A 23,416-nucleotide genomic window follows, 5' to 3' on the forward strand; every position below is an offset into this window, starting at 1 on the left:
GGCGACGGGCGACAAGCCGACGACCGACACAGCGACGATCACCGACGACGGGGCAGGAGACGGGGATGGGCATCGCCGAGGACGGGACGTCGGGCGGCAGCGGCTCGGACAGCGGTGGTTCCGGGGGTGGTTCCGGCAGCGGTTCCCGGGGTGGCTCCGGCGGTGCTTCCGGGGGTACGGAGGGGGCCGCCGCCCGGGAGGCCGACCGGGTCCGGGAGCGGCGCCGCGCCCGGCTGGCGGCGTACGACGAACTGCGGTCCATGCGGCCCGAGTTGTTCGAGAATCCGCCCGGCGCGGCCGTCGAGATCCTGCTCGACGGCGCGGACCAGGACGAAGTGACCCGGCAGACGGCCGAGTCGGCGGTCGCCTTCGGCCTGTCGGAGGACGTCGGGGACATCGGCGTGGTCTACCGGGACCCGTATCTGCGGCTGGTGCGCGACGCGGTCCGGTTCAGGAGCGGGCGGCTCGGTACGTACATCCGCGCGGTGGGCGACACCGCGATCGGCGGGGCCGCCGCGCTGCCCGTGCTCAGCGACGGGCGGATCGTCCTGCTGCACCACTTCCGGCACGCGACCCGCGCCTGGCACTGGGAGATCCCGCGCGGCTTCGGCGAAGCGGGCGAGGGCGGCGAGGCGACCGCGCGGCGCGAGGCCCGCGAGGAGCTGGGCTGCGAGGTGCGCGAGGTCGTGCACCTCGGCTCCTTCGCCTCGGACTCCGGACTGAGCGCGGTCGCCGACCAGTTGTACCTCGCGCGCGTCGAGGCGGACGACTTCAGCGAGGAGCCGGACGAGGGCGCGCTGGAGGAGGGCATCGCCCGGCGGCTGGCGCTGACCCCCGAGGCGTTCCACGCCATGCTGGTGGACGGCGCGATCTCGGACGGTTACACGCTGTCGGCGTACGGACTGGCTACGGCGCGCGGGCTGTTGGAGCGGCCGGGCGGCTGACGCGCGCATACCTGTGACGTATGAGGCAAGACGTGACGTGAGGCGTGTGGTGTGACGGGCGGTGAGCGACGTCACCGGCGGAGTGCGCCCGGCGCGAGCCCTTGCGCCGTACGCCTTCTGGTCCGGCGGCATTTCCCGTTCCGCTTGCGCGGACACCGCGAGTGACGGTGGACTGTACGCCTGCCCCGCCACGACCACCCGGAGGGCTCATGCCGACGTCTCGCGGTCTCGACGTCTCGTCGTACCAGGGCAATCAGGACTGGAAGTCCCTGGCCAGGAGCGGCATCACCTTCGCCTTCGCCAAAGCGAGCGAGGGCGAGCACACCAAGGACAGCAGATTCGCCACGCACATCGCGGGCATCATCGGCGCCGGACTCGTGCCGGGCGCCTACCACTTCGGCTGGCCGAACCAGAACGCGGCCACGGAGGCGGCCAATTACGTCGCCGCCGTGAAGTCCCATGCCAGAAGCGGTTTCCTGCACGTCCTGGACCTGGAGCGCCGCTCGGACGGCGCCAACTACTCGGGCCGTACCGCGGCCCAGATCCGCGCCTACGCGCAGACCTGGATCACCGCCGTACAGAAGGCGTTCCCCGGACAGCGCGTCGGCGTCTACACCTCCGCCGACGACATCGCGGCCAAGCACCTGCCCGCGAATTCGGCTTTCCTGTGGTACCCGGCGTATCCGGCGGGCGCCATGTCGTACGCCGACGCGGAGAAGCGCCCGCAGCCGTCGCCGTCCGGACTGCACCCGCTGTTCTGGCAGTTCACCAGCACCCCCATCGACCGTAATCTCGCCTATCTCTCCCCCGCCGCCCTGCGCGCGTGGGCGAGCGGCACCCCGGAGGACGACATGCCCGACCCCAAGGACTTGTGGGCCTACAAGGGCCAGCTCAACGGCAAGGTCGACCCGCACGACGCGTACAGCTATCTGCGCGGCACCAACGCCGACGTCAGGACGCTGATCACGCGGCTGAGCGCGCTCACCGCCACCGTCAACACCCTGGCGCAGGCGCTGGCCACCGCGAATCCGGCGCTGGACACGGACACCCTGGTGTCGAAGGTGCACCAGGCCATCGACGACGCGGTGGCGGCGGACGCGGTCCCGGAATAGCTCCCGGCGGTCCCGCCCCCCGGGCCCGCCCCTGCCACTTGTCCCGATTCGGTGTCCCGTAACGGCGCTTTGTGGGGCCCGAGTTGCGCGCGGGGTGCTCCGCCAGGTATCCACAAGCGGTGATGCTGCGGGGGAAGGTGACACCATGGCCATGGCTGGACTGACGGCTGCCTGGAAGCGGTCCGCGCCGGGACGGCTGTGGAAGCAGGCCACCCACATAGAGTTGATGCACCGTTCGATGGGCTTCGCCGCGCTCGGCTTCGTCACGCTGATGCCGCTGCTGGTCGTGGTCGCCGCCGCGACGCCGTGGGAGAACCGGCCCGGCTTCGCGCAGTGGGTCGTCGACGGCATGGGCCTGAACGCGGACGGTTCGCACAGCGTCCGCAGCCTGTTCGCGGCGCCGCGCAACGTCCTGAGCGCCACCAGCGCGTGGAGCCTGGCCTCGCTCGCCTACTTCGGCCTCACCTTCGTGGCGAGCGTCGAGACCGGCTACCGCAAGATCTGGGACCTGCCGTCCGGGCCCTGGCACCGCGACGTGCGGCGCGCGGTGTGGCTCGCGGTGCTCACCGGCTATCTGTTCTGCGAGTCGCAGAGCGCCGCGCTCATGGGCAGCGGGCTGCTGCGCGGCGGCGTACGCATCGTCCTCACCTTCGTCCTCGGCGTCGTCTTCTTCGCCTGGGGCCAGCGCTTCCTGCTCGGCGGCGGCGTGGACGTCCGTACCGCGCTGCCCGGCGCCGTGTTCACCATGCTCGGCCTCGCGGGCCTCCGGCTCTTCTCGCACCTCTTCTTCGCCCCGATGATCGTCTCCAACGCCGTGACGTACGGCCCCGTCGGGACCGTGCTCACCGTCGTCACCTGGCTGGTCGGCGTCGGCTTCGTCGTCTTCGGCGGCGCCCTGCTCGGGCGGCACGTACGGGACGGGCGGATGCTGCGGCGGGGCGGCGAGATTCCCCGGCCGCAGCGGCCGGAAGGGTGGTACGAGGAGCCGAAGGAGACGGCGCCTGGTGTGCTGTGGCGGTCGGACGGGTCGGGCGGGACGATCGACTGACGACGCCTCAGGTGTCGTTCTAGCTGGCCGCGGTGGCCGTTTCGCCGAGGAGCGGCGGGGGTTGGGCGGTGTCCCGTGCGGCGGTGCGCAGGGCGGCGCTGCGGGCGCCGTCGATGCCGGTGAGGACGCGTACGGGCTCGGGGAGCGGCGCGGGTTCTGGGAGCGATGCGGGTTCGTTCAGCGGCGCGGGTTCTGGGAGTGGCGGTGCGGGCTCCGGGAGTTGGACGGCCGCCGCCATCTCCGTCGCGCTCTCCGTGATCGCGATCCGGCCGCCGAGCCGTGGCGCCGGAAGCGCGCCCGCGTCGCCGCGCAGCAGCAGCCGTACCGCCGACCACGGCAGGTTCACCCCGGTGAAGGCGGTCTGGAAAATGCCCGCCGAAGCACGGGGGTTGGCCTCAAGGAGCACCGGTCGGCCCTTGCGGTACCGGAGTTGGACGTTGGAGAGATACGCGAGCCGGAAGTGCCCGACCAGCCGCCGCGCGATGGCGACAGGCGCGGGATCGTCCAGCAGCAGCCGGTAACGCCCCTGCTTGGAGCGGGCGATGCCGGTGAGCATGGCGCCGCCGGGAGCCGACAGGCAGTCCACGCTGACCTCGGGCCCGTCCAGATACGGCATCACCAGGAACTCGGGTACGGTCTCGCCCTCGTCCGCCGCCCGCTTCAGCGCGCCCGCCACCGAGGCGACCGACGCCAGCGGTACGGGCGCGGCCAGCAGGTCCTTCAGCCGCAGCGGCCGGTCCTCCAGGATGCGGAAGCCGAACGCCGAGAACTCACCGGCGGGTTTGACGCAAATCCGCTCCCCGGTCTCCCCCAACTCCCCTACCGCCGACCTGAATCCCTCGGCGTCCGACACCACGCGCCACGGCGGCACCGGCACCCCGGCCGCCCGCGCGGCCTCGTACGTACGGCCCTTGCTCGTCAGCACGTCGACCGCCTCGGGCGGCGAACACATCAACCGCGTACCGACCGCCGCGAATTCCTCCGCCCGCCCGGCGAGCGCCGCCAGCCGTCTGGGCGGGATGAGGACGTCGATCGCGTGCCGTCGGCAGAACTCGACCGCGAAGGCGGCGTATTCGTCGTCACCGACGTACCGCGGCTCCGACTCCCCCACATCGCACGCCGCGAGCGCCGGCGCGTCCCGCAGCACATTGGTCCCGTAGATCCGTACGTCCACCGCGTCCGGGTTGTCGCGCAGCATCCCCATCACCTGGGTCGTGGCCACCCCCGCGCTGCTGAGCCATATCCGAAGTGCTATCGCGATACTCCTTCGCCCTCCGCGCGAACCCCCGGAGCCCGCCGTCCGACCATGCGGGCGCAAGCCGCCGACGGCCCTGGAACCCCCAGGCCGCGCGCCTTTCCCCGATCATGTGTGAGCGCACCTTAACCCCGGACTATGACGCCCACATTTCCCACCCGCTTCAACTCGCCAACATCACCGGCCGGGACGGTGGCACGCCCCCAGGGTCACCAGGCGGTGGCGAGCCAGGCGGTGACGGCCGCGAGGGCGATGAGGGCGATGTTGAGGCCGGTGACCCTCGCCTCGCCGCGGGAGAGGTGGAGGGCGGTGGCCAGCACCTGGAGGACGAGGAAGCCGAGCGCGGCGACCAGCGCGAGGACGGGGGCGACGCCGGTGAGCGGCGGGAGCAGCAGCCCGGCGGCGCCCAGGATCTCGACGGCGCCGATGGCGCGGACCGCGGGCATCGGGACGGTGTCGACCCAGCCCATCATGGGCGCGAGCCGCTCCTTGCTCTGCGCGGTCTTCTTGCCGCCCGCGTAGAGGTAGAAGGCCGCGAGCAGTCCGGCGAGGATCCAGTAGGCGGTCTCCATGGGTGCGTCCTCCGTCATGGTCACGATGGTCACGATGGTTACGATGGTTACGATGGTTACGATGGTTACGACTTGTAAGTAAGCACATGATCGGTGACCATGGAGACGCTTACAAAAGGCACACGGGTGTGCCTTACGCACACGGACACGCACACGGACATGCGCACGCACACGCACACGGACACGGACACGGACACGCGACGGAGGGCGCCGGTGTCGAAGTACCGTCACTCCTGCCTCATCCGCGGCGACGGCGGCCGGGCGATCCGGGGCATCCTCGACCGCGTCGGCGACAAGTGGACGCTGCTGGTCGTCGCCACCCTCGACGGCGAGCGCCTGCGCTTCACCGCGCTCCAGCAGCGCGTCCCCGGCATCTCCCAGCGCATGCTCACCCGCACCCTGCGCCACCTCGAACGCGACGGTCTCGTCTCCCGCACCGTCTACCCCGAGGTCCCGCCCCGCGTCGAGTACGAGCTGACCCCCCGGGGCCGCACGCTCATCGCCCCCGCCGTGGCCCTGGCCGAGTGGGCCGTCGACAACAACCCGGCGATCGAGCGGAGTCAGGCCGCGTACGACGACGCGGCCCGCCAACTCTGAGGACGGTTCCGCATGAAGCGTGCTTACGACGACGAACGGCTCGCCCGCTCCTACGAGTCGGGCAACGAGATGCCCGACGAGGCCCTGCGCGCATGGGTCGGCCTGATCGGTTCCTACGTCGGCTCCGCCGCCGCCTCCGGCGCCTCCGCCTCCGGCGACCGCCCCGCGCCCGACGTGCTCGAAGTCGGTTCAGGGACCGGGATGTTCGCGGCGGCGATGGCCCAATGGATCGACGGCGCGAACGTCTTGGGCGTGGACGCCTCCGAGGCCATGCTGTCCGAGGCCCGGCGGCACCATCCGCACCCGGCGGTGCGGTACGCGCACGGGACCGCCGAATCGCTGCCCGCCGCCGACGACGCCTTCGACCTCGCCCTGCTCTCCCGGGTGATCCACCACTTCCCCGACCGCGCCGCCGCCGCCCGCGAACTCGCCCGCGTCCTGCGCCCCGGCGGCACGGTCGTCGTCCGCACCACGTTCAAGGAGCGCCTGGACGCCGTCGTCTACGACTACTGGCCTCCCCTGCGCGCCACCGACGCCCTCCGCTTCCCGGCCATGGACGACGTCACGGCCGCATTCACCGCCGCCGGCTTCGACGTGCGCGAGATCCGCTCCTTCACCCAGCCCGTGACCCGGAGCCTGCGCGACTACCACGCCCGTATGACGACCCAACCCCAGTCGAAATTCGACCTCTTGACGCCAGCTCAGTTCTCCTCCGGCCTCGACCGCCTCGCCGCGGCGGCCGACCGCGAGCCGTACGACGACCCGGCCCCGGTCGACGAGCGCTACGACGTGGCCGTCTTCACCCTCCGCTGAGCGCGTGCCGCGTGCGGGCCGTCGTATGCGTGAAAGTCGTATGCGTGACGTCGTATGAGTGAACTGGTCGACCGGGTCGACGAACAGGACCGCGTCCTGGCAGTCGTCGACCGGGCGGAGGCGATCCGTGAGGGCTGGCTGCACCGCGTCGCCACCATCGTGTGCCGCGACCCGGACGGACGGTTCCTCGTGCACCGCCGCCCGCACGGCTCTTCCCGCTTCCCCGGCCAGTACAACTGGCTCCTCGGCGGCGCCGCCGACGTCGGCGAGTCGTACGAACAGGCGGCGGCCCGCGAGTTGTTGGAAGAGCTGGGCGTGCGGTCCGCGCCGCGCCTCGTCCTCAAGTTCCTCTGCGCGGGGGCCATCAGCCCCTACTGGCTCGGCCTCCACGAGACCGTCGTCACCACGGCGATCCGGCCGGACCCGTACGAAGTCCCCTGGCACACCTGGCTGACCGCCTCCGAGCTCGAAGTCCTCGTCCAGCGGCCGGAGTTCGTGCCCGACGGGCGCGAGGCGTTCGCCCGCTACCGCGCCGTGGGCGGCGGGGCGCCTGGTATGTGACGCTTCCCGTACGGCTACCGATTCCCCACGGTTTCCGTCAAGGGCCCCTGACCCCGCACCCGTCCCCGTACCGGAGCGGGCTCGGGGCACCCTTCCCCCGTCGACTCCACGGTCCTGTTCGACGCGATACGCGCCTCCGGCCGCCAGGTGACCCGGCCCCGACGTGGCCCCTGAACGCCTCCGCGCCCTCCCCTCCACTGCCTCCATCCGCCCCTGGGACGACGTCCAGCAGCCCCATCCCCTTCTCCCCCTTCCGCCGCTAGTCCCCGAGGCGCGAGGCCCCGAGCCCCGCCCTTCACCGAGGACGGCCGAGTGATCGGCGTCGTGTGGGCCGCCGTCGAAGATGAAGCGAGGTGATCGTCCCAAGGGCCGTGCGGGGGAACCCAGTCGACGACGAGAAGGCCGTGGAACGTGACGTCGAGGCCCAGTTCCTCCCTCAGTTCGCGGCGTGCCGCATCATCCGGGGCTTCGTTCGCCTCGGCCATGCCGCCGGGGAGGTCCCGGCCAGGTTTGCAGGTGGGCTTCACGAGCAGGACCCGGCCTTCCTCATCGCGGAGGAGGACGTCGGCGGAGACCCGTTTACGGGCCTACGTGGCGTTGCCCTCGGCGAGGTAGGCGTTCCAGGCTTCGGGGTCGGCGGGGCTGGGCTTCATGGGGACGGTCACCTCCGCAGGGCGCGAGTGAGGTCGGCGACTGTTGCTTACCCCTGGGGTCCGAAGTGCCACAGGGGTGGCGTGTAGCCCTCCGGGTGGGAGGAGATCAGGAGTGCGCGGAGGTCGCGGCGCTGGGTGCCGGGCAGTCCGAGGGCTTCGGTGAGGCGGCGGAAGGTCGTATAAGTGACGCCCTGGGCACGGGCCGCTGCCGCGATGTGGGCGACGCGGGCCAGGACGGCGGCATCGTCGAACGCCACGGACGTCCGGTCGGAAAGCCGTTGGACCTTGGCACGCTCGTAGTCGATCTCCGAGAAGCCGCAGACCTCGCGGCTGTGCCGCTCGGCTTCAGCCAGGCTCGTCGTGGCGCGGACCGCGCGAGCCAGTTCGTTGCGCTCGACCGCCTCCCCCAAGTCGACCTCGTAGACGGCCGGTCCCTCGTCGGTGAGCGGGACGGGCAGCCCGGAGTCCCGGACTTCGCAGAGGCCGCGAATGCCTCGGGCCGTGGCGGCCAGCATGGCGGTGGCCTCGGAGGGATGCCATTCCAGTACGGCGCTGACGGGCTCGACCTGCTCGGCCGTAAGCGTAAGAACGCGGGAGCCCAGGCGGTCGCGGAGGACATCGGCCGGGATCTCCCCGTCGAGACCGGGTCCGGCCACCAGCAGGCGGATCGGCACGTCGACCCGAGCACAGGCCGCGAGAGAGAGCGCGTCCCCGAGTGGACTCTTCAGCCCCGGCTCGTCACCGCGCGCGAGGATGTCGCCCCCGACGTCCAGGAGATCGACGGTCGACGGGGAGAACTCCGCGATCAGTTCGTCCAGTTGACGTGTCATGCCTTCGGCGCCGCGATGCGGGTCCATGAGAGCGAACGTGTAGGTCAGCTCCGCCGCGAGCCGCGGTAGCGTGGAACCGGCGGGCGCGACGGGCCTCGCGTCGGCGGGAACCGCCCAGACGCTGTGCGTAAGCCGCCGAAGGTCCCTGAAATCCGCCGCCCCGCGGGGCCCCGGCACGGGATCGACGATCAGGCGGTCCCACGCGTACGTGAGGATCACGGCAGGCTCGTCACCGCCGTAGAGAGCGGCGTCCACCACCGCGGCGGCGACCGCGTCGCCCCCGCCGCCGGCTGCCACGATCAACCGCGTCATGCGGCCAGCGTACGAGCCTCAGGGTTGGCCACTCACCTATAGTGGCCAGAGGTAATAGCCACTTGTGGACAAGAGGAGACCTGATGCCGCAGATCGAGGAGGCTCAGCCGAAGTACCTCCAGATCGCGCACCATATCCGCGATCAGATATTGCGCGGCGACTTGCGGCCCGGCGACGAGGTGCCCTCGGAACGGCAGCTCGCGGCCTCGTGGAACGTGTCTCGCCCAACAGCCGCCCGCTCACTGGAGGCGCTGAGCAGCCAGGGCCTGGTCGAGAAGCGGCAGGGTTCGGGCACGTACGTGCGGGGTCTCGAAGTCAACCGGCGAGCAAGGGAGTTGTACGGACGGGCGCGCCAGACCGGGCACATCTACACACCCGGCGAATACGCCGTGATCACCTTGGCCGCGTGGTCGCAGGCCCAGGAGCATGTCGCGACGGCACTGGGACTGGCGAACGACCACAGAGTCGTCCAGCGTCGGCGCGTGACCAACAACGAGACCGGGCCGATCACGCTGTCCACATCCTGGTTCGCGGCCGACGTCGGACAGCAGGCCCCGAAGCTCCTGAATCCGGAACGCATCCGGGAAGGAACGCTCCTGTACGTCGAGCGCGCCACGGGTCGACGGGGAAGCTACGCGGAGGACCGGATGTGCGCCCGCGCGGCGACAGAGGAGGAGGCCGCGGACCTGGGGCTGGAGACGGCGACGGCGGTTCTCGTCGTACATCACGTCGTCTATGACGCGCAGGACCGGCCCTTGGAGTTCGCCGAGGCCACATACCCTCCGGACCGGTGGGCGTTCGAGCAGGGCTACGAACTGACCTGACGTACGACACCGTGTGTGCCGAACCGCTTGCGCACCGCAAGTGGCTAATGCCACTATCCACTAAGTGGCTAAGGCCACTTGTGCGGAACTCGCGCCGAGCGCCGCCTTGGCCGAATCGGCATGCGCAAAAGGAGTACACCCGATGAATGACGTCACAGCCGATCCCCACGGCTCCGACACGAGCCCGGAGCCGAACGGGACGATGACGCTCTTTCCGATCCCGGAGTCCGTGGGCCGGGCGCGTCGTTGGTTCCGGCACTTCGTTGAACCCCACGGACTCGCGTGTTCCGTCGACGACTGCGTTCTGATGATCTCGGAGCTGATCACCAACGCGGTCCTCTACGGCGAGTCAGAAGACACATGGCGTGTGAATCGAGTGGTGGCGCGAGACGGCAGACCTTCGCGTCGAGGTGCACAACCCGGGATCGCCCTTCAAGGTGCAGATGCTCAAGCGCCCGGAGGTTCTGGAGGACTCGGAGCATGGCCGCGGCCTGTGGTTGGTGGACGCCCTGTCGGATTCCTGGCAGGTGCGGCCAAGTCAGTACGGCGGAACGGCCGTTTCGTTCACCATGGCCGACGCCTGGCCGCCTGAGGGTGCGGCCGTGACCGAGCCGCACTCCTCCGCATCGCCTCACGCCGTGGGCGGCCCTGACGCCTCTGCCGGGCGACAGCCAGCGCCGTGGGCCGCGCCAGGGACGTGGACCATCGCCACCGACGGCGGCGCTGTGGTGTCCGGATACCTTCCCGAATGGGCCGAGGACGACCCCACCGAGGTCGGCGTGCCGCCGGATCTGCTCCCGTCGCTGCTGACGCAGATCAACCACCGGAGCCTCTTCGAAGGCCCCATGATGCCGCTGGCCGCTCCGGACGTATGGGACGGAGTGGAGGAAGACGCGGTTTTCGAAGGGAGCATCGACTGTAATCCGTACGACGAGGACGCCCGCCTCCGCATGCCGGTGGTCAACCTTCATGTCGCCGTAGGACGTTGGATTCCGGCCCTGGACCCCCAGGGGCTCGCCGAGGTCGCCGCGAAGTTACGGGCGCACGCCGACCTCCTCGACACGAAGGTACGCCCCGCGCTCGTCGCCGCCCGCGAGGACTGGGCCGCGCAGCACCCCGCCGACGAGTGAGAGCGCCTCACCGCCGAGGCCGACCGCCAGCGCCGTGCGAGCGCGGCACGAGCACACGGGCGTAAACGGGTCAAAACGGCCTCAGCCCCAGGTCAAAGTGTTCCTGACCTGGGGCTGAACAGTAGGCCCTGTGGGACTTGAACCCACAACCAATGGATTAAAAGACCTGCTCGGGGCATGCCGGGCGGTGGGGTGCAGTAAGCAGCCATCCGAAACCCGCGGGTCAGCAGGCACCGGCTTGCCGCCGCGTCCAGCGTCGAGCGTTGGATGCGTGCACGTCCGCTCACGCATCGCTCACGCATTCAGCAGCTGCGACCTCGACGTGACGGGCGACCCGGAGCAGATCGTGGGTCCGGAAGTAACCTTCAGGTCCCGGCTGGCTCACGGGCTATTGAACCTGGCCCACGGCGGGGGACATCAGAGCCAGAGCCCAGCACCACGATGGCACGGGGATCGCCTGGCCAGCCTTTCGGCGCCATCGCACACAGCTTCCCAGCCCTCGCAGTGCCTCCCAGCGGCCCGTTAATTGGCCGCCCCTTCACCCGTACGGGCGTACCAGGCACCTGCTTCGTCTGCTCGGTAGCGGCGCGTGAGGCTGAGCTGAGATGCTTGGAAGAGGTAGTAGACCTGAGCCGAAGGACCGAAGGGAGGCGTGACCTCATGGCTTACTCGACGCGCATGGCTGCAGCCCTGTCCGGTGCGACCATGGGCCAGCTTCGGTCCTGGCGCCAGGACCGTGGCAACGGGCCGATACTCCGTCCAGAGCTGACCACCAAGCCGGCCCTTTACTCGTTCCGCGACGTGCTGGCACTCCGCGCCTTCGCTCACCTTCGCCAAGACGTGTCTCTTCAGAAGATCCGCAAGGCCCTGGCAACGCTGAAGAAATTCGGCGAGGTCGGACACCTTTCGAGCTACTCCCTCGTGGCCGACGGCGACTCGATCGTCCTCGTAGGAGAAGACCATGCGACGGACCTCGTAAAACATCCCGGCCAACGAGTCATCGCCACCATGGCGGACATTCTGCAAGAGTTCGCGCCTCGTCCTGGAGTGGTGGTGCCCCACCTGCTGCAGCCCAAGCAGAACGTCAGCGTCGATCCCGAAACGCAGGGCGGACAACCGGTCATCACTGGAACCCGGGTTCCCTTTGACGCCGTGGCAGAACTGGTGGAGGACGGAGTCCCGCCCGAAAAGATCGGCGAATACTACCCGGGGGTAACACCAGAAGCGGCACGCGATGCGATGTCGTTCGCCCTCTACGTTGACAGCTACAGCCCTGGTCAACGCGCTGCCTGATGCGAATTCTCATCGACGAGAACGTCCCAGTGCAGATGCTCGAAATGCTCAGGCGACTCCTCCCTGATCACGAGGTTCGTCACGTCAGCGAGATCAAATGGGCGGGCAAGAAAGACCTCGCACTGCTGCCCGACGCCGCACGCAAAGGTTTTCACGCGTTCCTCACCAAGGACGGGCGCCAACTGGAGATTCCGTCGGAAGTCGCTGCGATCAAGAAGTCTGGAATGCACCATATCCGGTTCAGTCACGGCCACAGGGGAATGGCGGGACTTGGCCTAGCCATGGGAGCCGTGATTGCCGCCATGCCGCTGATAGTTCACGAACTGGAGGATGCAGAAGCACAGCGGTTAGTGCATATCAAGGGCCTCAATCCGGCAAACAAGCACCGTTTCGACCTGACCGACCCGGCGAAGTCGCCTCCGAATTACTGGCCCCGATAGACGCAGTCAAGGCCCCACCGCCCCCACACCGTCGCGAAGCAATTCGGGCCGTTGCATGGGCGGGGCCGCCAGTGCTGCTCGAAGTCTCCTGGCTAGGCGGCTACTCACGTGCTGTGTGGCCTCGGGAAGTGACACGAAGGCGGTGTCGGACAGTTCGCCGTCGTGGGGGCGGAGCTCAGCGATTTGGTCCCGGGTGAGAACTCCGCCGTTGAAGATGAAGGCGAGCTGGTCATCCCAGGGGCCGTGGGGTGGGACCCAGTCGACGACCAGGAGGCCGTGGAGGGTGATGTCGAGGCCCAGTTCTTCATTGAGTTCGCGGCGGGCCGCGTCATCGGGGGCTTCGTTGGCCTCGGCCATGCCGCCGGGGAGGTCCCAGCCGGGTTTGTAGGTGGGCTTCACCAGGAGGACGCGGCCCTGGTCGTCGCGGAGGAGGACGTCGGCGGAGACGCGTTTGCGGGCCTGGGTGGCGTTGCCTTCGGCGAGGTAGGCGTTCCAGGCTTCGGGGTCGGCGGGGGTGGGCCTCATGGGGTGGCGCCTTTGCTGGGCGGGGGAACGATGTCGGCGAGTAAGAGCATTCTCGCCCGACGCGTTTCGTCAAAACGCTGCAGCAGAGCGCGGACTGGCGGAAGACTGCGGTGGACGGCGAGCACCGTGTGGAGACCGTCGAGTTGGCAGAGCACGCGGATCGAGCCGAGGTTGGGGTCCGCTGTGAGGACGTCGTGGCTGACCGCCACGGCAGCTTCGACGTCGTCGCACCGTAGATGCAGCTCCGCCAGGGTGATTCGGCTCAAGGCCAGCGACCGCGCCCGGCTCGACTCCCGCAGGCGGATGGCGTGTTCGGCACGAGTTCGAGCGTCATCGTGACGTCGGAGGTCGCTCAGTACGAGAGCGGATTCGAGCGCCAGCGCGGCAGCGTCGAAGGGGCTGAGCCAGGGTCGTTCCGCCTCCGAAGCGCTGTCGAGAACTTCCTCGGCGCGGCCGAGTGCCCGCAGCGCCGGAGTGGGCTGGCCGGCGGCAGCCAGAGCACGGGCGGACATGGTGTGGAGGCGAGCGATCAGGGTCGGGACGATCGGCCCGGCTTCCGCCAGGTCGAGACCGGTCTTCGCCCAGTGCACGGCTGCGGCCGGGTCGCCGGTCTGGAGAGCGAGATGACTGGTGCTCGCCGCGATGCTGGCCGCGAGCGGTGTGTCGCCGGAGGCATGAGCAAGGGGAAGGGCACGGGTGAAGTGGCGCCCGGCCACTGCGTCCTGGCCCGAGTCGTGGGCCATCCACCCCGCCATTTCGGTAAGTACGGCGGCCACGGCGAACACCTGCGCCGTACTGTCGGCATCGACCAGCCTCGGACCGATGTTGTCCCGTAAGTGCCGGAGCACAGCGCTGTAGAGACGCCCACCTCCTGCCTGACGGTCGGCGGTGCGGAAGGCGTCCATGGCTGCCATGTCGTCGCCGTCAGGAAGCGGCTCGCTGACAGCAGCAGGCGATGAAGGGGCAGCAGGTTCCCAAGGGCGCTTCGCCAGACCGAGCAGGTGACCGGGAATCTGGAAGGCGTCGGCGATCTGCTCGAAGATGGCCAGCTTCTCGACCCGGCTCTTGCCGTTCATGTAGTCGTAGAGCCGGCCTTGGGTGATGTCGACGGCCGCGGCGATGCGCCGCGTGCTGATGCCACGGTGGTTGAGCAGGCGGAACAGCGTGCCCATGTCCCGCTCCGCGCAGGCGGCGAGCAGCCGACGATCGGCGAGGAGTCCCGCGACGATCTCGCGCGGTTCGCGCTCCGCAGCGGCCACGAGCACCTTCTTCCGTACCAGCCTGATCCGAGGCTACGGCCCGCATCCGCCCCCTGACTCCAACTTGGGGTCACGCGCTGGAGTCTCTTGCGTGCAGCACGCAGTCGTCTACTGAGGGTGCTCCGCTGCTCCTGGTGACGCAACGGTGCGTTGCCAATCCGTCCGCCGTACTCCTGAAAGGTCAAGCACCATGCCCAGCACCGTACTTCCGCGTCATCGCGGCCGACTTCACGTGCAGGGCCGCACATGATGGCCAGCCATCGCGCGAGCCTATTCGGATTCCGTGTCGAAGCCGAGTCCGAGGCGGTGCCCGAAGCCCGGCGGAAAATCGTCGCGTTGGTGCGGGGCTGGGGCGTGCCGCTGCCGGAAGACACCCTGGGCGACCTGGAGTTGCTGTCCACCGAGCTGATCACGAACGCCGTCCGGCACACCGATTCCTCCTGCGCGGTGGCCGTGCGCTGGACCGGCGTACGGGTCCGGGTCGAGGTCACGGACGTAAGTCCTGCCCGCCCGCACCGACGCCACAGCTCACCGGAGGCGGAGGGCGGACGCGGCCTGCTCCTGGTCGAATCCCTTGCCACCGCCTGGGGAAGCGCCCCCGACCCCGCCGGGAAAGTCGTCTGGTTCGAACTCGGACCGTCCGACAGGACGCCTCCTCCCTGGAACACCCCGGGTAAGTGGACGATCACCACAGACAGCGGACCGGCCACGTCCGGCTACCTCCCCGCCTGGGCCGAGGACGACCCGACCGAGACCAATGTGCCCCAGGACCAGCTGCCGGAACGGCTGGCCGGCATCAACCACCGGAACTTCTTCGAAGGCCTGATGATGCCCATCACCGCCCCGGATGTGTGGGCAGCGGTGGAGGAGGACGCGGTCTTCGAAGGCAGCATCGACTGCAATCCCTACGACCCGGATCCCGGCCTCCGTGTGCCGGTCGTCAACCTCCAGGTCTGCGTAGGCCGCTGGATCCTCGGCCTGGACCCTCACGGCCTCGCCGAGATCGCCGCGAAACTCCGTACCCACGCCGACTTCCTCGACGAGAAAGTACGCCCCGCACTCATCGCCGCCCGCGAGGACTGGGCCACCCACCACCCGTCAGCCCAGCAACGCTCGCCAACCGCGGGCCCGGGAGACCGCACCTAACCGGCGCCCCCGCCGCCCTGGCCCCTCCCCGCTGGCGCGGCTGTGCGAGCGCCCCTAGCGAGCCCAGGCGCCGGTGGATGTTGCCGGTCGCCCTGAGCCCGGACTGCACGACGTCACGCTCTCAGGGCGCCGTGCGGGTCCCCAGCAACTGGCTGGCGGACCAGAACTACCAGAATAGGAGGACAGCACCATGACCACAGCCGTCCAGATCGACACCGGTATCGGACTACGCACCCGGGACCCGAAGGAACTCCTCAACGCCGTCCAGCCCCACATCGCGCACCTGACCGTCAACATCCTCGACAGCGGCATGACCCTCTGGGACCGCGAGATCGCCCTCCTGCTGCGAGACCACACCATGGTCCGCGACATGGCCGAACGCATCCTCGGCAACGCCGTGATGTACACCCTCGCCTGCATCGAGCACCCCGAGGTGCACCTGGGCGTCGGCAAACTCGTCGACATCGGCGTCCACCAGCTCATCCTCGACACGCCCGTCTGGTTCGCCCTGTGCGACGTGTACAACAGCGGCCGGTACAAGCACCACGCCCCGTTCATCGAGCGCCGCAGCGACGGCCTGTGCCTGCGCACGGCCGACTTCCTCGCCTCGATCGGCTTCGACATCGACACCGAGCTGTGGGCGATTGACGGCACGGACTGCTCGCCGTGCGACAACAAGGTTCCCGACAGCCACTGAACCGAACGGTGCCCCGCTCCTCCGGTGCCTGCGGGCATCATGGGGCGGGGCGCCGCCTTCTTCGGCAAGCAGAGGACATATATGCCTGCGCAACACGACATCGTCGCAGAGACCGAACTGTGGGACACCTACGCCCGCACCGCCTTCAAAGACGAAGCCGAGCCGGTCTTCCGCTGGACGCAGTACGCCGGCCACGGCCCCGGCCCTGAGCTCCTGGGCGACCCGGGCAGCGTCCTGGAGATCGGCTGCGGCACCGGACGCGCTCTCGCCCACCTGGCGCAGAACGACGTGAAGGCCACAGGCGTGGACCTGTCTCCTGTGATGGTCGAGAAGATCACTGAGCGTTGGACGCCGTCAGGAGCGCAGTTCCACTGCGCCGAAGTGCTGGACTACCTCGGCTCCACCGCCGAGACCTACGACGCGGTGTACTCGATCTTCGGCGCGGCCTGGTTCACGGACCCGTCGAAGCTCTTCCCGCTCGTCCGCCGCCGACTCAATCCCGGCGGGACCTTCGTCTTCTCCCAGCCACCCGCGATCCCGGGCGCCTACGGCCCACAGGGCATGTACAAGGGCGGCTTCGCCGGGAAGGCCATGTTCACCTACCGCTACAGCTACCGCCCGCCCGTATGGGAACGCCTGCTCACCCGCGCAGGCTTCGCCACCGCCGAGGCCCGCGTCCTGGACGCCCCCGAGCCTGACCACATTGGCACGCTCCTGGTCCGCGCCGAGGCCTGACGCGGAGCCCAGCTCGGGTGCCTCGCGCCTGCGGCCTGCGGCCGACACGCGGACGGGCAGAGGTCGCGTCGTCTCCCCCCGGACCCGGGCGCCCTCGCTCGGGTACTCGTATCCCCGTCCCCCAGACCGGGCACGTGCGTAAGACGGGCCGTAGGACCGTCGTACGCGAAAACTTGCTCCGCCCGGGGTAAGGAGTCCTTACCCCACAACTTGCTCTTCCTGGGTAAGCGCTGCTTACCCCACAACTTGCTCGCCGCCTCCCCGCCTCGTTGACCACTCGCCTGGTCCGGCGTCCTTCACTTCCGTGGGCTGCGACGTCGGCCGGGATCATGCGCACCCATCCCACCCGTTGCGTTCCTGGTCAGCGCAGGTACGGGTGGAATCCTGATGCGGGTCGACCCGTTGCGGGGAAACGACCCGTCCCCGTGCTGACCTGCACGGGGACGGGTGGGGCGGGTGGATGCGGGTCAGCGCTCGCCGCCTGGGGCCGTCTCCGGCCGGGGGCAGTAGCGAGCCCAGGCGTCGGCGAACTGGTTTCGGGCGAAGCCACGGCGCTGGCTGCGGTCAGGGAAGCGGCGGTTGGCTGCGCCGATGCCGAAGTCCTTCAGCAGCAGTTGCAGGCCCCGAGCGGTCAGGCCGTGCGACCCGTGCTCGCGCCAGGGAGCCTCGCTGTCGGCGTGCAGGGCGGCAAGCAGCTGCTCGGTCGACAGCAGCGTCGGGTCGCCGCACGCGGCGAACACCGCGCGAATGTCGGCCAGGATGCGGATCGCGAGCGCCGCCTCCCGATCGTTGCCTTCTTCGTGAGCCGTCAGCACACGGCACGCCTGCCTGGCGCGCTGCGGCCACCCGCCTCCGGCGAGGTCGGCGACGGCCACCAGCGGCTCCCACGTGTCCGCCGCCCGGTCCTCGACCGGCATCACCGGCTCCATCGACGCCGCCGCGTCGGTCAGCGGCACCAGCCACCCCGCCAACCGGTCCCGCAGATCGTGCAGCTGCGGGGTGTCACGGCGGGAGCGGAAGGGCAGCACCGTCTCCCCCGGCCCCCGCCTCCTCATCCGGACCACCACCGCACGATCCATGATCGTGTCCGGCAGATCCCCGATCCCGGCCAGCGCCGCCATGGCGAACGTGCGGAACTTGGTCGGCTTGTGCTCCGGTCCGATGACCCGCGTGGTGGGGCGGTTGCGCTGATGCCCGGAGTTGAGGAGCCCGCCCATCTCCTCGTTCTTCTCCGCGACCTTCGCGCTACCGAAGATGGTGTCGGCCTCGTCCACCAGCAGCGTCGGCGGCTGCTCGGTGATCGACCGGAAGATCGCCGCCGGGGTCGAGTTGACCGTGATGAAGGGGTCGTGGACGGTGTCGTGCAGCACGTCCAGCAGCCGGGACTTCCCGCACCGCTTCGCGGGGCCGACCACCGCCAGGCGCGGCGCGTGCTGCCACGCCGGTTGCAGATGAGTGGCCGCGATCCACAAGGTGACTGCGTCCAGGGCCTCGCCGCTCGGCATGACCACGTACCGGGCAACCGCTGACCGCAGCTCGGTCAGCAGGTCAGCGCCTTCCGAGAGCGCGTCGCCCGGTGGCGGACCGACCGGCCCGGTCGGCTGACCGACCGCGGTGACCGGCTCTCGGTCAGTGACCGCGGTCAGGCGACCGGGCGTTCCCGTCAGCCGGTCAGTGACCGGAGGAGGCCCGGTCACCGCAGCCGACCGGGCGGCGGACGGCTTCGGCTCAGCGGTCAGTTCCGCGAGCGGCTGCCGCGTTGTACGGTCCGGCTGACCGGGTACGGTGACTGGCGGCCAGGCCGCCACAAGGGGTGCGTCCCGGACAGCAGCTGTCATAGGCTGCATGCGTAGCTCCTCGACCGGTGGATGCAGGCTGGCCGGCCTACCCCACCTGGGTTGAACGTTTCTGGCGTACAGGGGAGTTGTGAGCCTCCGGCGTTGGCGCGTCGGGGGCTCGTTCGTTCTCGGCGATTGGCGCCGCGCGAGCGACCACGGACAGTACGACGAACGTTTGCCGCAGTCCACGGGATCTTTGACGGCGCCGAACGTGCGCGCGTACGAGGACCACGGACGTCACGCCGCGAGCCCGAGCAGGGCCTGCAGCTCGGCCGTCACCACCCGGTACGAATTGCCCAACCGCAGAACGCGGCACGGGTACTGGCCGCGCTTGGCCAACTCATAGCCCTTGCTCCGCCCCAGCCCCAGTGCCCGGTTCGCCGTCTCCAGGTCCACCGCCGTCGGCAGCGCCAGCAGCTCGTCCTTGGCCATCCCCTTGACCACCGGCCGGGTCGTGCGGCTCTCACGCATACCTGCCTCCTCACACATACAGCTCTCGGCGAACGCGGTCTCGCATCCGTCTCCAAGCCCAGGTCAGGAGGGTGCACCAAGCTATTGTGTCGCCATGACACAACGCGGTGCTGATGCTGGGCGGAATGAAGACAACGCCCCCGAGTGGGCCGACCAGGTCACGGCGACGGTGGCGGCCGAGGTCCGTCGCCGCCGCCAGGAGCTCGGCATGAGCGGCGAAGACCTGGCCCGCGCCTGCGCGGACCTCGGATACGCCGTCCCGCGCAACGTCATCGCCAACATGGAATCCGGCCGCCGTGCCCAACTCCCCCTGGTCGAGGTCATGGTGCTCGCCAAGGCCCTGCACGTGGCACCGATCTGCCTGATCTATCCGGTCGGCGTCGTGGACCGCGTGCAGGCCCTCCCCGACGAGGAACCGACCGACACCTTCACGGCACTCCAGTGGTTCACCGGCGAGTCGTACGACTACGACGGCCCCAGCCCCCAACTGCGCGAGCGCAGAGCCGCACCGCAACGGACCTGGTCAATGGATGCCGAGGGCAACATCGTCTGGAAGGACGCCCCGGCAGACGGTCTCTGAACCTGCTGGGGGAAGCACCATGAAGGGCTCGACTCACCGCCGCTGCTACTGCCGCGACGCCGAAACCGGCCGACCGCTCGGCAGCAACTGCCCCAAGCTCGCGAGCCGCAAGCACGGCTCCTACTCCGTACGTCAGGAACTCCCGCCCCGCGAGGACGGCACCCGCCGCTCCTTCAGCCGCGCTGGGTACGACAGCCTCAAAGCCGCCCAGACGGACTTGGACCACGTCCGCACTCTCCTCGGCCTCGCCGACACCGACGACCCCGACAGCGTCGAGCGCGTCGCGGCCCTGCTGGAACGCCTGGTCGAGGAGAAGGCGCCGCTTCCCGACGTCGAGGAGATCCGCCGACGCCTCCGCTCCGGGCTCGACCTACGCGGCGGCACGACGGTCGGCGAATGGCTGGACCTCTGGTTCGCGTCCAAGAAGCGCCGCAGGACGACCCTCAACGGCTACGCCTCTCACATCAACGTCCACCTCAGGCCCCGCATTGGCCACATACGGCTCGACCGGCTGAACGTCGGCCACCTCGTGGAGATGTTCGACGGCATCGCGGACGCCAACGAGGTCATCGCAACGGAGAACGAAGCCCGCCGGGGACAGATCGCGCGCTGCAAGCCGAGTACGCCGGGACGGCCCGTCGCCGCCGAGTGGGCACGGCTGGCGGCGGAGCGGGCGAAGCTCGCCGAGATGCCGCCCTTCCGCAAGGTCACCGGGCCATCCACCCAGCAGGCGATACGCCGCACCCTGCGCGCCGCGCTCAACTCCGCCATCGCGCAGCAACTCATCACCTTCAACCCGGCCTCCCACGTCGAACTCGCCTCGGGCCGCAGGCCCAAGCCCCTGCTGTGGACGGACGAGCGTGTACGGCGGTGGCGGCAGACCGGCGAGATACCCGGCCCGGTCATGGTCTGGACGCCCCAACAGTTCGGCGTCTTCCTCGACGCCGCCCAGGGCGACCGGCTCTACGCCCTCTTCCACCTCGTCGGCTTTCGCGGCCTGCGTCGCGGCGAGGCCGTGGGCCAGGACTGGAGCAACGTCGACCTCAAGGCCGGCCTCATCACCCCGGCCAAGGAGATCGTGGTCGACGGCTGGGACCCGTACGAGGCCGAGCCGAAGACGGACGGCAGCGCCAACACCATTGCCCTGGACAGCCTGACGATCTCCGCCCTACGCGCCCACAAGAAGCGCCAGAAGAAGGACCGCAAGAAGTGGGGCACGGCCTGGAACGACACCGGCAAGGTCTTCATCCGCGAAGACGGCTCCTGGCTCCACCCGGAGATGGTCTCGGAGACCTTCCGCCGCATCCACGCGACGACCGATCTCCCGCCCATCACATTCCGCGACCTCCGCCACGTGGCCGCGACCCTCACCCACGCGGGCGGCGGCGACATCCACACGGTGAAGGAGGTCCTCCGCCACTCCACGATCGCCCTGACCTCGGACACGTACACGAGCCTCCTCCCGGAGCTGGACCGTGAGGTCGCCGAAAAGGCTGCGGCGCTTGTTCCTCGCGGCCATCGCGCTCGAAGTCGATCAGGCTCTCGTGGCTAGTTCTCACGGATAGGCGGTTGGTCGAGATAGTCACGTCTTCGCAAGGCGCGCGCCGAAGTCTCATCCCCAAGGCATCTGAGAGGCCATCCTGTTGTACTCGGCTTCCGTTGCTTCCTTCGCCGCGAGAAAACGCCGAGGGTTACTGCCCAGGAACCCGTTCTGAAGCAAAGGGTGCAAGTCTCCGAACTGGTCCAACTCCTTCTTGAGCCAATCTCCAGAGGCTGGCCGGTACTCATTCAGGAAGCCCGTCTTGCGGATGTAGGGCCAGTCACTTCCCAGACCAGCATCTTGCTGCACGATCAGGCGCAGAAACTCAAAGCGCTCCCACGCGTCGATGTACGCCGCATCACTGAGGACAAGGTGTTCCGTGAACACGGGACGGAGCTGGCCGTGGAGGTGTTCGGAGGCTTTACCGAGTCCGATCGTCCTTTGCGGGCCAAGAAGCGCAGCTGCCGACAGTACCTTTCCGTTGTACGGATTCTGAGCCTGAGGTTCGCTGAGCACACGGACCAGGGTGTCCCAGCGTTCGGCCGCAAGGGCGGCAATCCCTGCCGAGTAGATCACCATGGTTGCGGGTGCTCGCGCGAGGTCGAGCAGTGCAGTGTCGCCGCCCGCGTTGACAGGAGAGCCCAGTTGCTCGATCTCGCGGATCCACCAACGGTCAGTCTCGTTGTTGCCCCAGTAGGCCGTCGTGGCAACCAGGTTGAGCAACAGTTCCGCCTCGGCCTCCAGCACACCCAGCCTACGACCGTGCTCAGCTTGAGTGTCCACGACCTGCCAGGGGCCGGCGGTTCGTACGGGGAGGGCAGCGATGCGGCTGACCTCGCGGCGCAGGGTGTCGTGGAGAGCAATGGCCTGTCCAGTCCCGGCCAAGGCGCGCTTGGCGGTGGCGACAGCGATGGCGACGCTCGCTGGGTGCTGGCGATTAGTGGCGGCAATCGCATCCACAGCATCGGCTACGCGGCCGAAGAAAGTGTCGGCATCGGCCTGGACATACACGGCGCTCCGCCGAGTGATCAGATCCCATGCCTGCTCTGATGGTTCCCGCGGGTCGGTCCAGTACGAGGTGAACATCCGGGCGGGGCAACGAGATAGGGCGTTGCGCAGCGCAGGATCCCACGTAGCGGACCAGCCGGAGATGACGAGTCCGTAGTCAGCGAAGACTTGGTCAAGCAACTTGTCGACCGCAGGCGCATACTCTTTCAGTTCCTCGGGGGTATTGAGCATGCTCGTGGGATTCAGGTAGTCGCCGTGAACATGGACGACTAGGCACTTAATTGTATGCAGTGGGGCAAGTCCGACAGCGTCAGCCGGGTCGGCAGTGACGGTGGGCTCAATGCCCGCCTCTCGCAGCGCGGACTCCATGAGTCGATCGAAGTTCGTCGTCAGCACAATACGTACGTGCCCGGCGGCGACCAGGCGGGCGATCGCCCGGTGCGCGGAGGTGGGCTGCTTCCGACCTTCCTCGCGGTCCTCTTGACTGGGCTCGAAGTAGGCATGCAGCAGTGCCTGCCGTTCGAGTGGAGTGCTCGCGAGGCGGGCCAGGAGGTCGTCGTAGGTAGCCGGACGGTCAAAACGCTCCTGGTACCAGGCATGTGGGTCTCCGATACCCGAGACACCTTCTGCGGCCGCCACTTTCCTGATCAGGTCTTGTTGGACGTCCCACGCCGACGGCATACCCGCCGCGATCGAGGCGCCTGCTCCGAGCAGGACTGCGTAACCGCCCGGAGTAGCGCGAACGGAGAACGCGAGATTCACGTGTGGTTCCACAACCGACCTCCAGGTATGGAGACATGACCGAGCGTTAGTCGCACGGAGCGGCCTACTCGGACTCCATCTTAGCGTCATGATGACGAGAAGCGGAACGGTAGCGAGGACCCACCCTGATCAGTACTGGTTGACCGGTAGTCCACATTCAATGCGAGGCCAGTGCACCGCTGCCATCGGGCCTGTCCTTGCCGCCTTCGCCGCCCGCGGCCTCACTCGCTGACCTTGTATCCCGACCGTCCGCTCACGCATCGCTCACGCACGGCCCCCGGCACGGCTGTGCCCCGGCCGTCCGAAGACGGCCGGGGCACCATACCCGCAGGTCAGCGGCTCCCGAAGGAGCCCGACCCCGTAGGCCCTGTGGGACTTGAACCCACAACCAATGGATTAAAAGTCCACTGCTCTGCCAATTGAGCTAAGGGCCCGCCACAGGGGACAGCATAGCCGGGGGCTGCGGCGGGG

General features: G+C 69.0%; 23 protein-coding genes, 1 tRNA gene and 2 pseudogenes. 16 read left to right on the plus strand and 10 right to left on the minus strand.

Features of this window, described 5'->3' with window-relative positions; translation table 11 throughout:
- Positions 1-65 precede the first annotated feature (65 nt).
- From BGM09_RS23460 to BGM09_RS23470, 3 genes are all read left to right on the plus strand, one after another.
- Complete coding sequence (locus tag BGM09_RS23460; RefSeq protein WP_188283659.1) at positions 66-944, plus strand: NUDIX hydrolase; 879 nt, start codon at positions 66-68, stop codon at positions 942-944.
- A gap of 209 nt (positions 945-1,153) precedes the next feature.
- Entirely contained in the window at positions 1,154-2,056 is a 903-nt protein-coding gene (locus tag BGM09_RS23465) for a glycoside hydrolase family 25 protein (protein ID WP_188283660.1), read from the plus strand.
- A 145-nt stretch (positions 2,057-2,201) separates the two neighbouring features.
- Positions 2,202-3,104: a YhjD/YihY/BrkB family envelope integrity protein gene (locus BGM09_RS23470; RefSeq protein WP_188283661.1), complete on the plus strand. Its 903-nt coding sequence runs from the start codon at positions 2,202-2,204 to the stop codon at positions 3,102-3,104.
- A gap of 19 nt (positions 3,105-3,123) precedes the next feature.
- Here the strand turns inward: BGM09_RS23470 and BGM09_RS23475 are convergent, their stop codons facing one another.
- Together BGM09_RS23475 and BGM09_RS23480 are read right to left on the minus strand one after the other, a co-directional pair.
- Positions 3,124-4,326, minus strand: a complete 1,203-nt coding sequence (locus BGM09_RS23475; RefSeq protein ID WP_317452858.1) for an ATP-grasp domain-containing protein — start codon at positions 4,324-4,326, stop codon at positions 3,124-3,126.
- A gap of 242 nt (positions 4,327-4,568) precedes the next feature.
- Positions 4,569-4,931 carry a DoxX family protein gene (locus BGM09_RS23480; protein ID WP_188283684.1) on the minus strand — a complete coding sequence of 121 codons (363 nt, stop codon included), beginning with the start codon at positions 4,929-4,931 and terminating at the stop codon, positions 4,569-4,571.
- A 213-nt stretch (positions 4,932-5,144) separates the two neighbouring features.
- On the opposite strand from BGM09_RS23480, the gene BGM09_RS23485 reads away from it, so the two are divergent.
- From BGM09_RS23485 to BGM09_RS23495, 3 genes are read left to right on the plus strand one after another with little or no spacing between them, the layout of a single operon-like run.
- Entirely contained in the window at positions 5,145-5,528 is a 384-nt protein-coding gene (locus BGM09_RS23485) for a winged helix-turn-helix transcriptional regulator (protein ID WP_188283662.1), read from the plus strand.
- 12 nt (positions 5,529-5,540) lie between these two features.
- Positions 5,541-6,341, plus strand: coding sequence for a class I SAM-dependent methyltransferase (locus BGM09_RS23490; protein WP_188283663.1), 801 nt, complete (start codon positions 5,541-5,543; stop codon positions 6,339-6,341).
- 54 nt (positions 6,342-6,395) lie between these two features.
- Complete coding sequence (locus BGM09_RS23495; RefSeq protein ID WP_188283664.1) at positions 6,396-6,902, plus strand: NUDIX hydrolase; 507 nt, start codon at positions 6,396-6,398, stop codon at positions 6,900-6,902.
- Between the two features lie 309 nt (positions 6,903-7,211).
- On the opposite strand, the pseudogene BGM09_RS37955 reads toward BGM09_RS23495, so the two are convergent.
- Together BGM09_RS37955 and BGM09_RS23505 are read right to left on the minus strand one after the other, a co-directional pair.
- Positions 7,212-7,555: pseudogene (locus BGM09_RS37955) on the minus strand (NUDIX domain-containing protein); the annotation flags it as partial.
- A 47-nt stretch (positions 7,556-7,602) separates the two neighbouring features.
- Positions 7,603-8,697: a DUF1152 domain-containing protein gene (locus BGM09_RS23505; protein ID WP_188283665.1), complete on the minus strand. Its 1,095-nt coding sequence runs from the start codon at positions 8,695-8,697 to the stop codon at positions 7,603-7,605.
- 83 nt (positions 8,698-8,780) lie between these two features.
- Between BGM09_RS23505 and BGM09_RS23510 the strand changes: the two genes are divergently transcribed.
- The 5 genes and pseudogenes from BGM09_RS23510 (at position 8,781) to BGM09_RS23525 (ending at position 12,384) form a co-directional block, all read left to right on the plus strand.
- The gene (locus tag BGM09_RS23510) at positions 8,781-9,521 is read left to right on the plus strand and encodes a GntR family transcriptional regulator (RefSeq protein WP_188283666.1); all 741 of its coding nucleotides are present in this window, start codon (positions 8,781-8,783) and stop codon (positions 9,519-9,521) included.
- Positions 9,522-9,723: 202 nt separating this feature from the next.
- Positions 9,724-10,108, plus strand: a pseudogene (locus BGM09_RS23515) (ATP-binding protein); the annotation flags it as partial.
- Positions 10,091-10,651: a DUF6907 domain-containing protein gene (locus tag BGM09_RS39210; RefSeq protein WP_411158363.1), complete on the plus strand. Its 561-nt coding sequence runs from the start codon at positions 10,091-10,093 to the stop codon at positions 10,649-10,651. The pseudogene BGM09_RS23515 and the gene BGM09_RS39210, both read left to right, overlap by 18 nt.
- A 660-nt stretch (positions 10,652-11,311) precedes the next feature.
- On the plus strand, positions 11,312-11,944 hold the full coding sequence (locus BGM09_RS23520) for a DUF433 domain-containing protein (RefSeq protein WP_223187486.1): 633 nt from the start codon (positions 11,312-11,314) through the stop codon (positions 11,942-11,944).
- Positions 11,944-12,384, plus strand: coding sequence for a DUF5615 family PIN-like protein (locus BGM09_RS23525; RefSeq protein ID WP_188283667.1), 441 nt, complete (start codon positions 11,944-11,946; stop codon positions 12,382-12,384). Before BGM09_RS23520 ends, BGM09_RS23525 begins: the two co-directional genes overlap by 1 nt.
- Before the next feature lie 6 nt (positions 12,385-12,390).
- On the opposite strand, the gene BGM09_RS23530 is transcribed toward BGM09_RS23525, so the two are convergent.
- Together BGM09_RS23530 and BGM09_RS23535 are read right to left on the minus strand one after the other, a co-directional pair.
- Positions 12,391-12,909, minus strand: coding sequence for an NUDIX domain-containing protein (locus tag BGM09_RS23530; RefSeq protein ID WP_188283668.1), 519 nt, complete (start codon positions 12,907-12,909; stop codon positions 12,391-12,393).
- Entirely contained in the window at positions 12,906-14,168 is a 1,263-nt protein-coding gene (locus tag BGM09_RS23535) for a helix-turn-helix transcriptional regulator (protein ID WP_317452859.1), read from the minus strand. The genes BGM09_RS23530 and BGM09_RS23535 overlap by 4 nt, the downstream gene beginning before the upstream one ends.
- A 249-nt stretch (positions 14,169-14,417) precedes the next feature.
- Between BGM09_RS23535 and BGM09_RS23540 the strand changes: the two genes are divergently transcribed.
- The 3 genes from BGM09_RS23540 to BGM09_RS23550 all read left to right on the plus strand — a co-directional run bounded on the left by BGM09_RS23540 (position 14,418) and on the right by BGM09_RS23550 (position 16,746).
- A complete protein-coding gene (locus BGM09_RS23540; RefSeq protein ID WP_188283687.1) occupies positions 14,418-15,314 on the plus strand; it encodes an ATP-binding protein in 897 nt (298 codons plus the stop codon).
- A gap of 190 nt (positions 15,315-15,504) precedes the next feature.
- Positions 15,505-16,011 carry a hypothetical protein gene (locus BGM09_RS23545; RefSeq protein WP_188283669.1) on the plus strand — a complete coding sequence of 169 codons (507 nt, stop codon included), beginning with the start codon at positions 15,505-15,507 and terminating at the stop codon, positions 16,009-16,011.
- An 81-nt stretch (positions 16,012-16,092) separates the two neighbouring features.
- Positions 16,093-16,746 (plus strand): class I SAM-dependent methyltransferase, encoded by a 654-nt coding sequence (locus BGM09_RS23550; protein WP_188283670.1) that lies wholly within the window; start codon positions 16,093-16,095, stop codon positions 16,744-16,746.
- 467 nt (positions 16,747-17,213) lie between these two features.
- On the opposite strand, the gene BGM09_RS23555 is transcribed toward BGM09_RS23550, so the two are convergent.
- Together BGM09_RS23555 and BGM09_RS23560 are read right to left on the minus strand one after the other, a co-directional pair.
- Positions 17,214-18,593 (minus strand): DUF3631 domain-containing protein, encoded by a 1,380-nt coding sequence (locus BGM09_RS23555; protein WP_317452860.1) that lies wholly within the window; start codon positions 18,591-18,593, stop codon positions 17,214-17,216.
- A 228-nt stretch (positions 18,594-18,821) separates the two neighbouring features.
- Positions 18,822-19,055, minus strand: coding sequence for a hypothetical protein (locus BGM09_RS23560; RefSeq protein WP_188283671.1), 234 nt, complete (start codon positions 19,053-19,055; stop codon positions 18,822-18,824).
- Positions 19,056-19,263: 208 nt separating this feature from the next.
- On the opposite strand from BGM09_RS23560, the gene BGM09_RS23565 reads away from it, so the two are divergent.
- Together BGM09_RS23565 and xerC are read left to right on the plus strand one after the other, a co-directional pair.
- The gene (locus tag BGM09_RS23565; protein ID WP_188283672.1) at positions 19,264-19,635 is read left to right on the plus strand and encodes a hypothetical protein; all 372 of its coding nucleotides are present in this window, start codon (positions 19,264-19,266) and stop codon (positions 19,633-19,635) included.
- 19 nt (positions 19,636-19,654) lie between these two features.
- Positions 19,655-21,187, plus strand: coding sequence for a tyrosine recombinase XerC (gene xerC, locus BGM09_RS23570; protein WP_188283673.1), 1,533 nt, complete (start codon positions 19,655-19,657; stop codon positions 21,185-21,187).
- A 60-nt stretch (positions 21,188-21,247) separates the two neighbouring features.
- Here the strand turns inward: xerC and BGM09_RS23575 are convergent, their stop codons facing one another.
- Positions 21,248-22,945, minus strand: coding sequence for an SIR2 family protein (locus tag BGM09_RS23575; protein ID WP_188283674.1), 1,698 nt, complete (start codon positions 22,943-22,945; stop codon positions 21,248-21,250).
- A 361-nt stretch (positions 22,946-23,306) separates the two neighbouring features.
- Positions 23,307-23,379, minus strand: a tRNA-Lys gene (locus BGM09_RS23580).
- Between the last annotated feature and the right edge of the window lie 37 nt (positions 23,380-23,416).

The sequence above is a fragment of the Streptomyces sp. CBMA29 genome (assembly GCF_014596445.1).
Taxonomy (GTDB): domain Bacteria; phylum Actinomycetota; class Actinomycetes; order Streptomycetales; family Streptomycetaceae; genus Actinacidiphila.

What these genes read in the sequence shown, in the direction of transcription:
- BGM09_RS23530 (WP_188283668.1), bottom strand. Translation starts at nt 12,909, where the DNA reads ATGAGGCCCACCCCCGCCGACCCCGAAGCCTGGAACGCCTACCTCGCC.
- BGM09_RS23465 (WP_188283660.1), top strand. Translation starts at nt 1,154, where the DNA reads ATGCCGACGTCTCGCGGTCTCGACGTCTCGTCGTACCAGGGCAATCAG.
- xerC (WP_188283673.1), top strand. Translation starts at nt 19,655, where the DNA reads ATGAAGGGCTCGACTCACCGCCGCTGCTACTGCCGCGACGCCGAAACC.
- BGM09_RS39210 (WP_411158363.1), top strand. Translation starts at nt 10,091, where the DNA reads ATGGCCGACGCCTGGCCGCCTGAGGGTGCGGCCGTGACCGAGCCGCAC.
- BGM09_RS23540 (WP_188283687.1), top strand. Translation starts at nt 14,418, where the DNA reads ATGGCCAGCCATCGCGCGAGCCTATTCGGATTCCGTGTCGAAGCCGAG.
- BGM09_RS23460 (WP_188283659.1), top strand. Translation starts at nt 66, where the DNA reads ATGGGCATCGCCGAGGACGGGACGTCGGGCGGCAGCGGCTCGGACAGC.
- BGM09_RS23560 (WP_188283671.1), bottom strand. Translation starts at nt 19,055, where the DNA reads ATGCGTGAGAGCCGCACGACCCGGCCGGTGGTCAAGGGGATGGCCAAG.
- BGM09_RS23545 (WP_188283669.1), top strand. Translation starts at nt 15,505, where the DNA reads ATGACCACAGCCGTCCAGATCGACACCGGTATCGGACTACGCACCCGG.
- BGM09_RS23470 (WP_188283661.1), top strand. Translation starts at nt 2,202, where the DNA reads ATGGCCATGGCTGGACTGACGGCTGCCTGGAAGCGGTCCGCGCCGGGA.
- BGM09_RS23490 (WP_188283663.1), top strand. Translation starts at nt 5,541, where the DNA reads ATGAAGCGTGCTTACGACGACGAACGGCTCGCCCGCTCCTACGAGTCG.
- BGM09_RS23550 (WP_188283670.1), top strand. Translation starts at nt 16,093, where the DNA reads ATGCCTGCGCAACACGACATCGTCGCAGAGACCGAACTGTGGGACACC.
- BGM09_RS23555 (WP_317452860.1), bottom strand. Translation starts at nt 18,593, where the DNA reads ATGCAGCCTATGACAGCTGCTGTCCGGGACGCACCCCTTGTGGCGGCC.
- BGM09_RS23520 (WP_223187486.1), top strand. Translation starts at nt 11,312, where the DNA reads ATGGCTTACTCGACGCGCATGGCTGCAGCCCTGTCCGGTGCGACCATG.
- BGM09_RS23510 (WP_188283666.1), top strand. Translation starts at nt 8,781, where the DNA reads ATGCCGCAGATCGAGGAGGCTCAGCCGAAGTACCTCCAGATCGCGCAC.
- BGM09_RS23505 (WP_188283665.1), bottom strand. Translation starts at nt 8,697, where the DNA reads ATGACGCGGTTGATCGTGGCAGCCGGCGGCGGGGGCGACGCGGTCGCC.
- BGM09_RS23495 (WP_188283664.1), top strand. Translation starts at nt 6,396, where the DNA reads ATGAGTGAACTGGTCGACCGGGTCGACGAACAGGACCGCGTCCTGGCA.
- BGM09_RS23565 (WP_188283672.1), top strand. Translation starts at nt 19,264, where the DNA reads ATGAGCGGCGAAGACCTGGCCCGCGCCTGCGCGGACCTCGGATACGCC.
- BGM09_RS23525 (WP_188283667.1), top strand. Translation starts at nt 11,944, where the DNA reads ATGCGAATTCTCATCGACGAGAACGTCCCAGTGCAGATGCTCGAAATG.
- BGM09_RS23480 (WP_188283684.1), bottom strand. Translation starts at nt 4,931, where the DNA reads ATGGAGACCGCCTACTGGATCCTCGCCGGACTGCTCGCGGCCTTCTAC.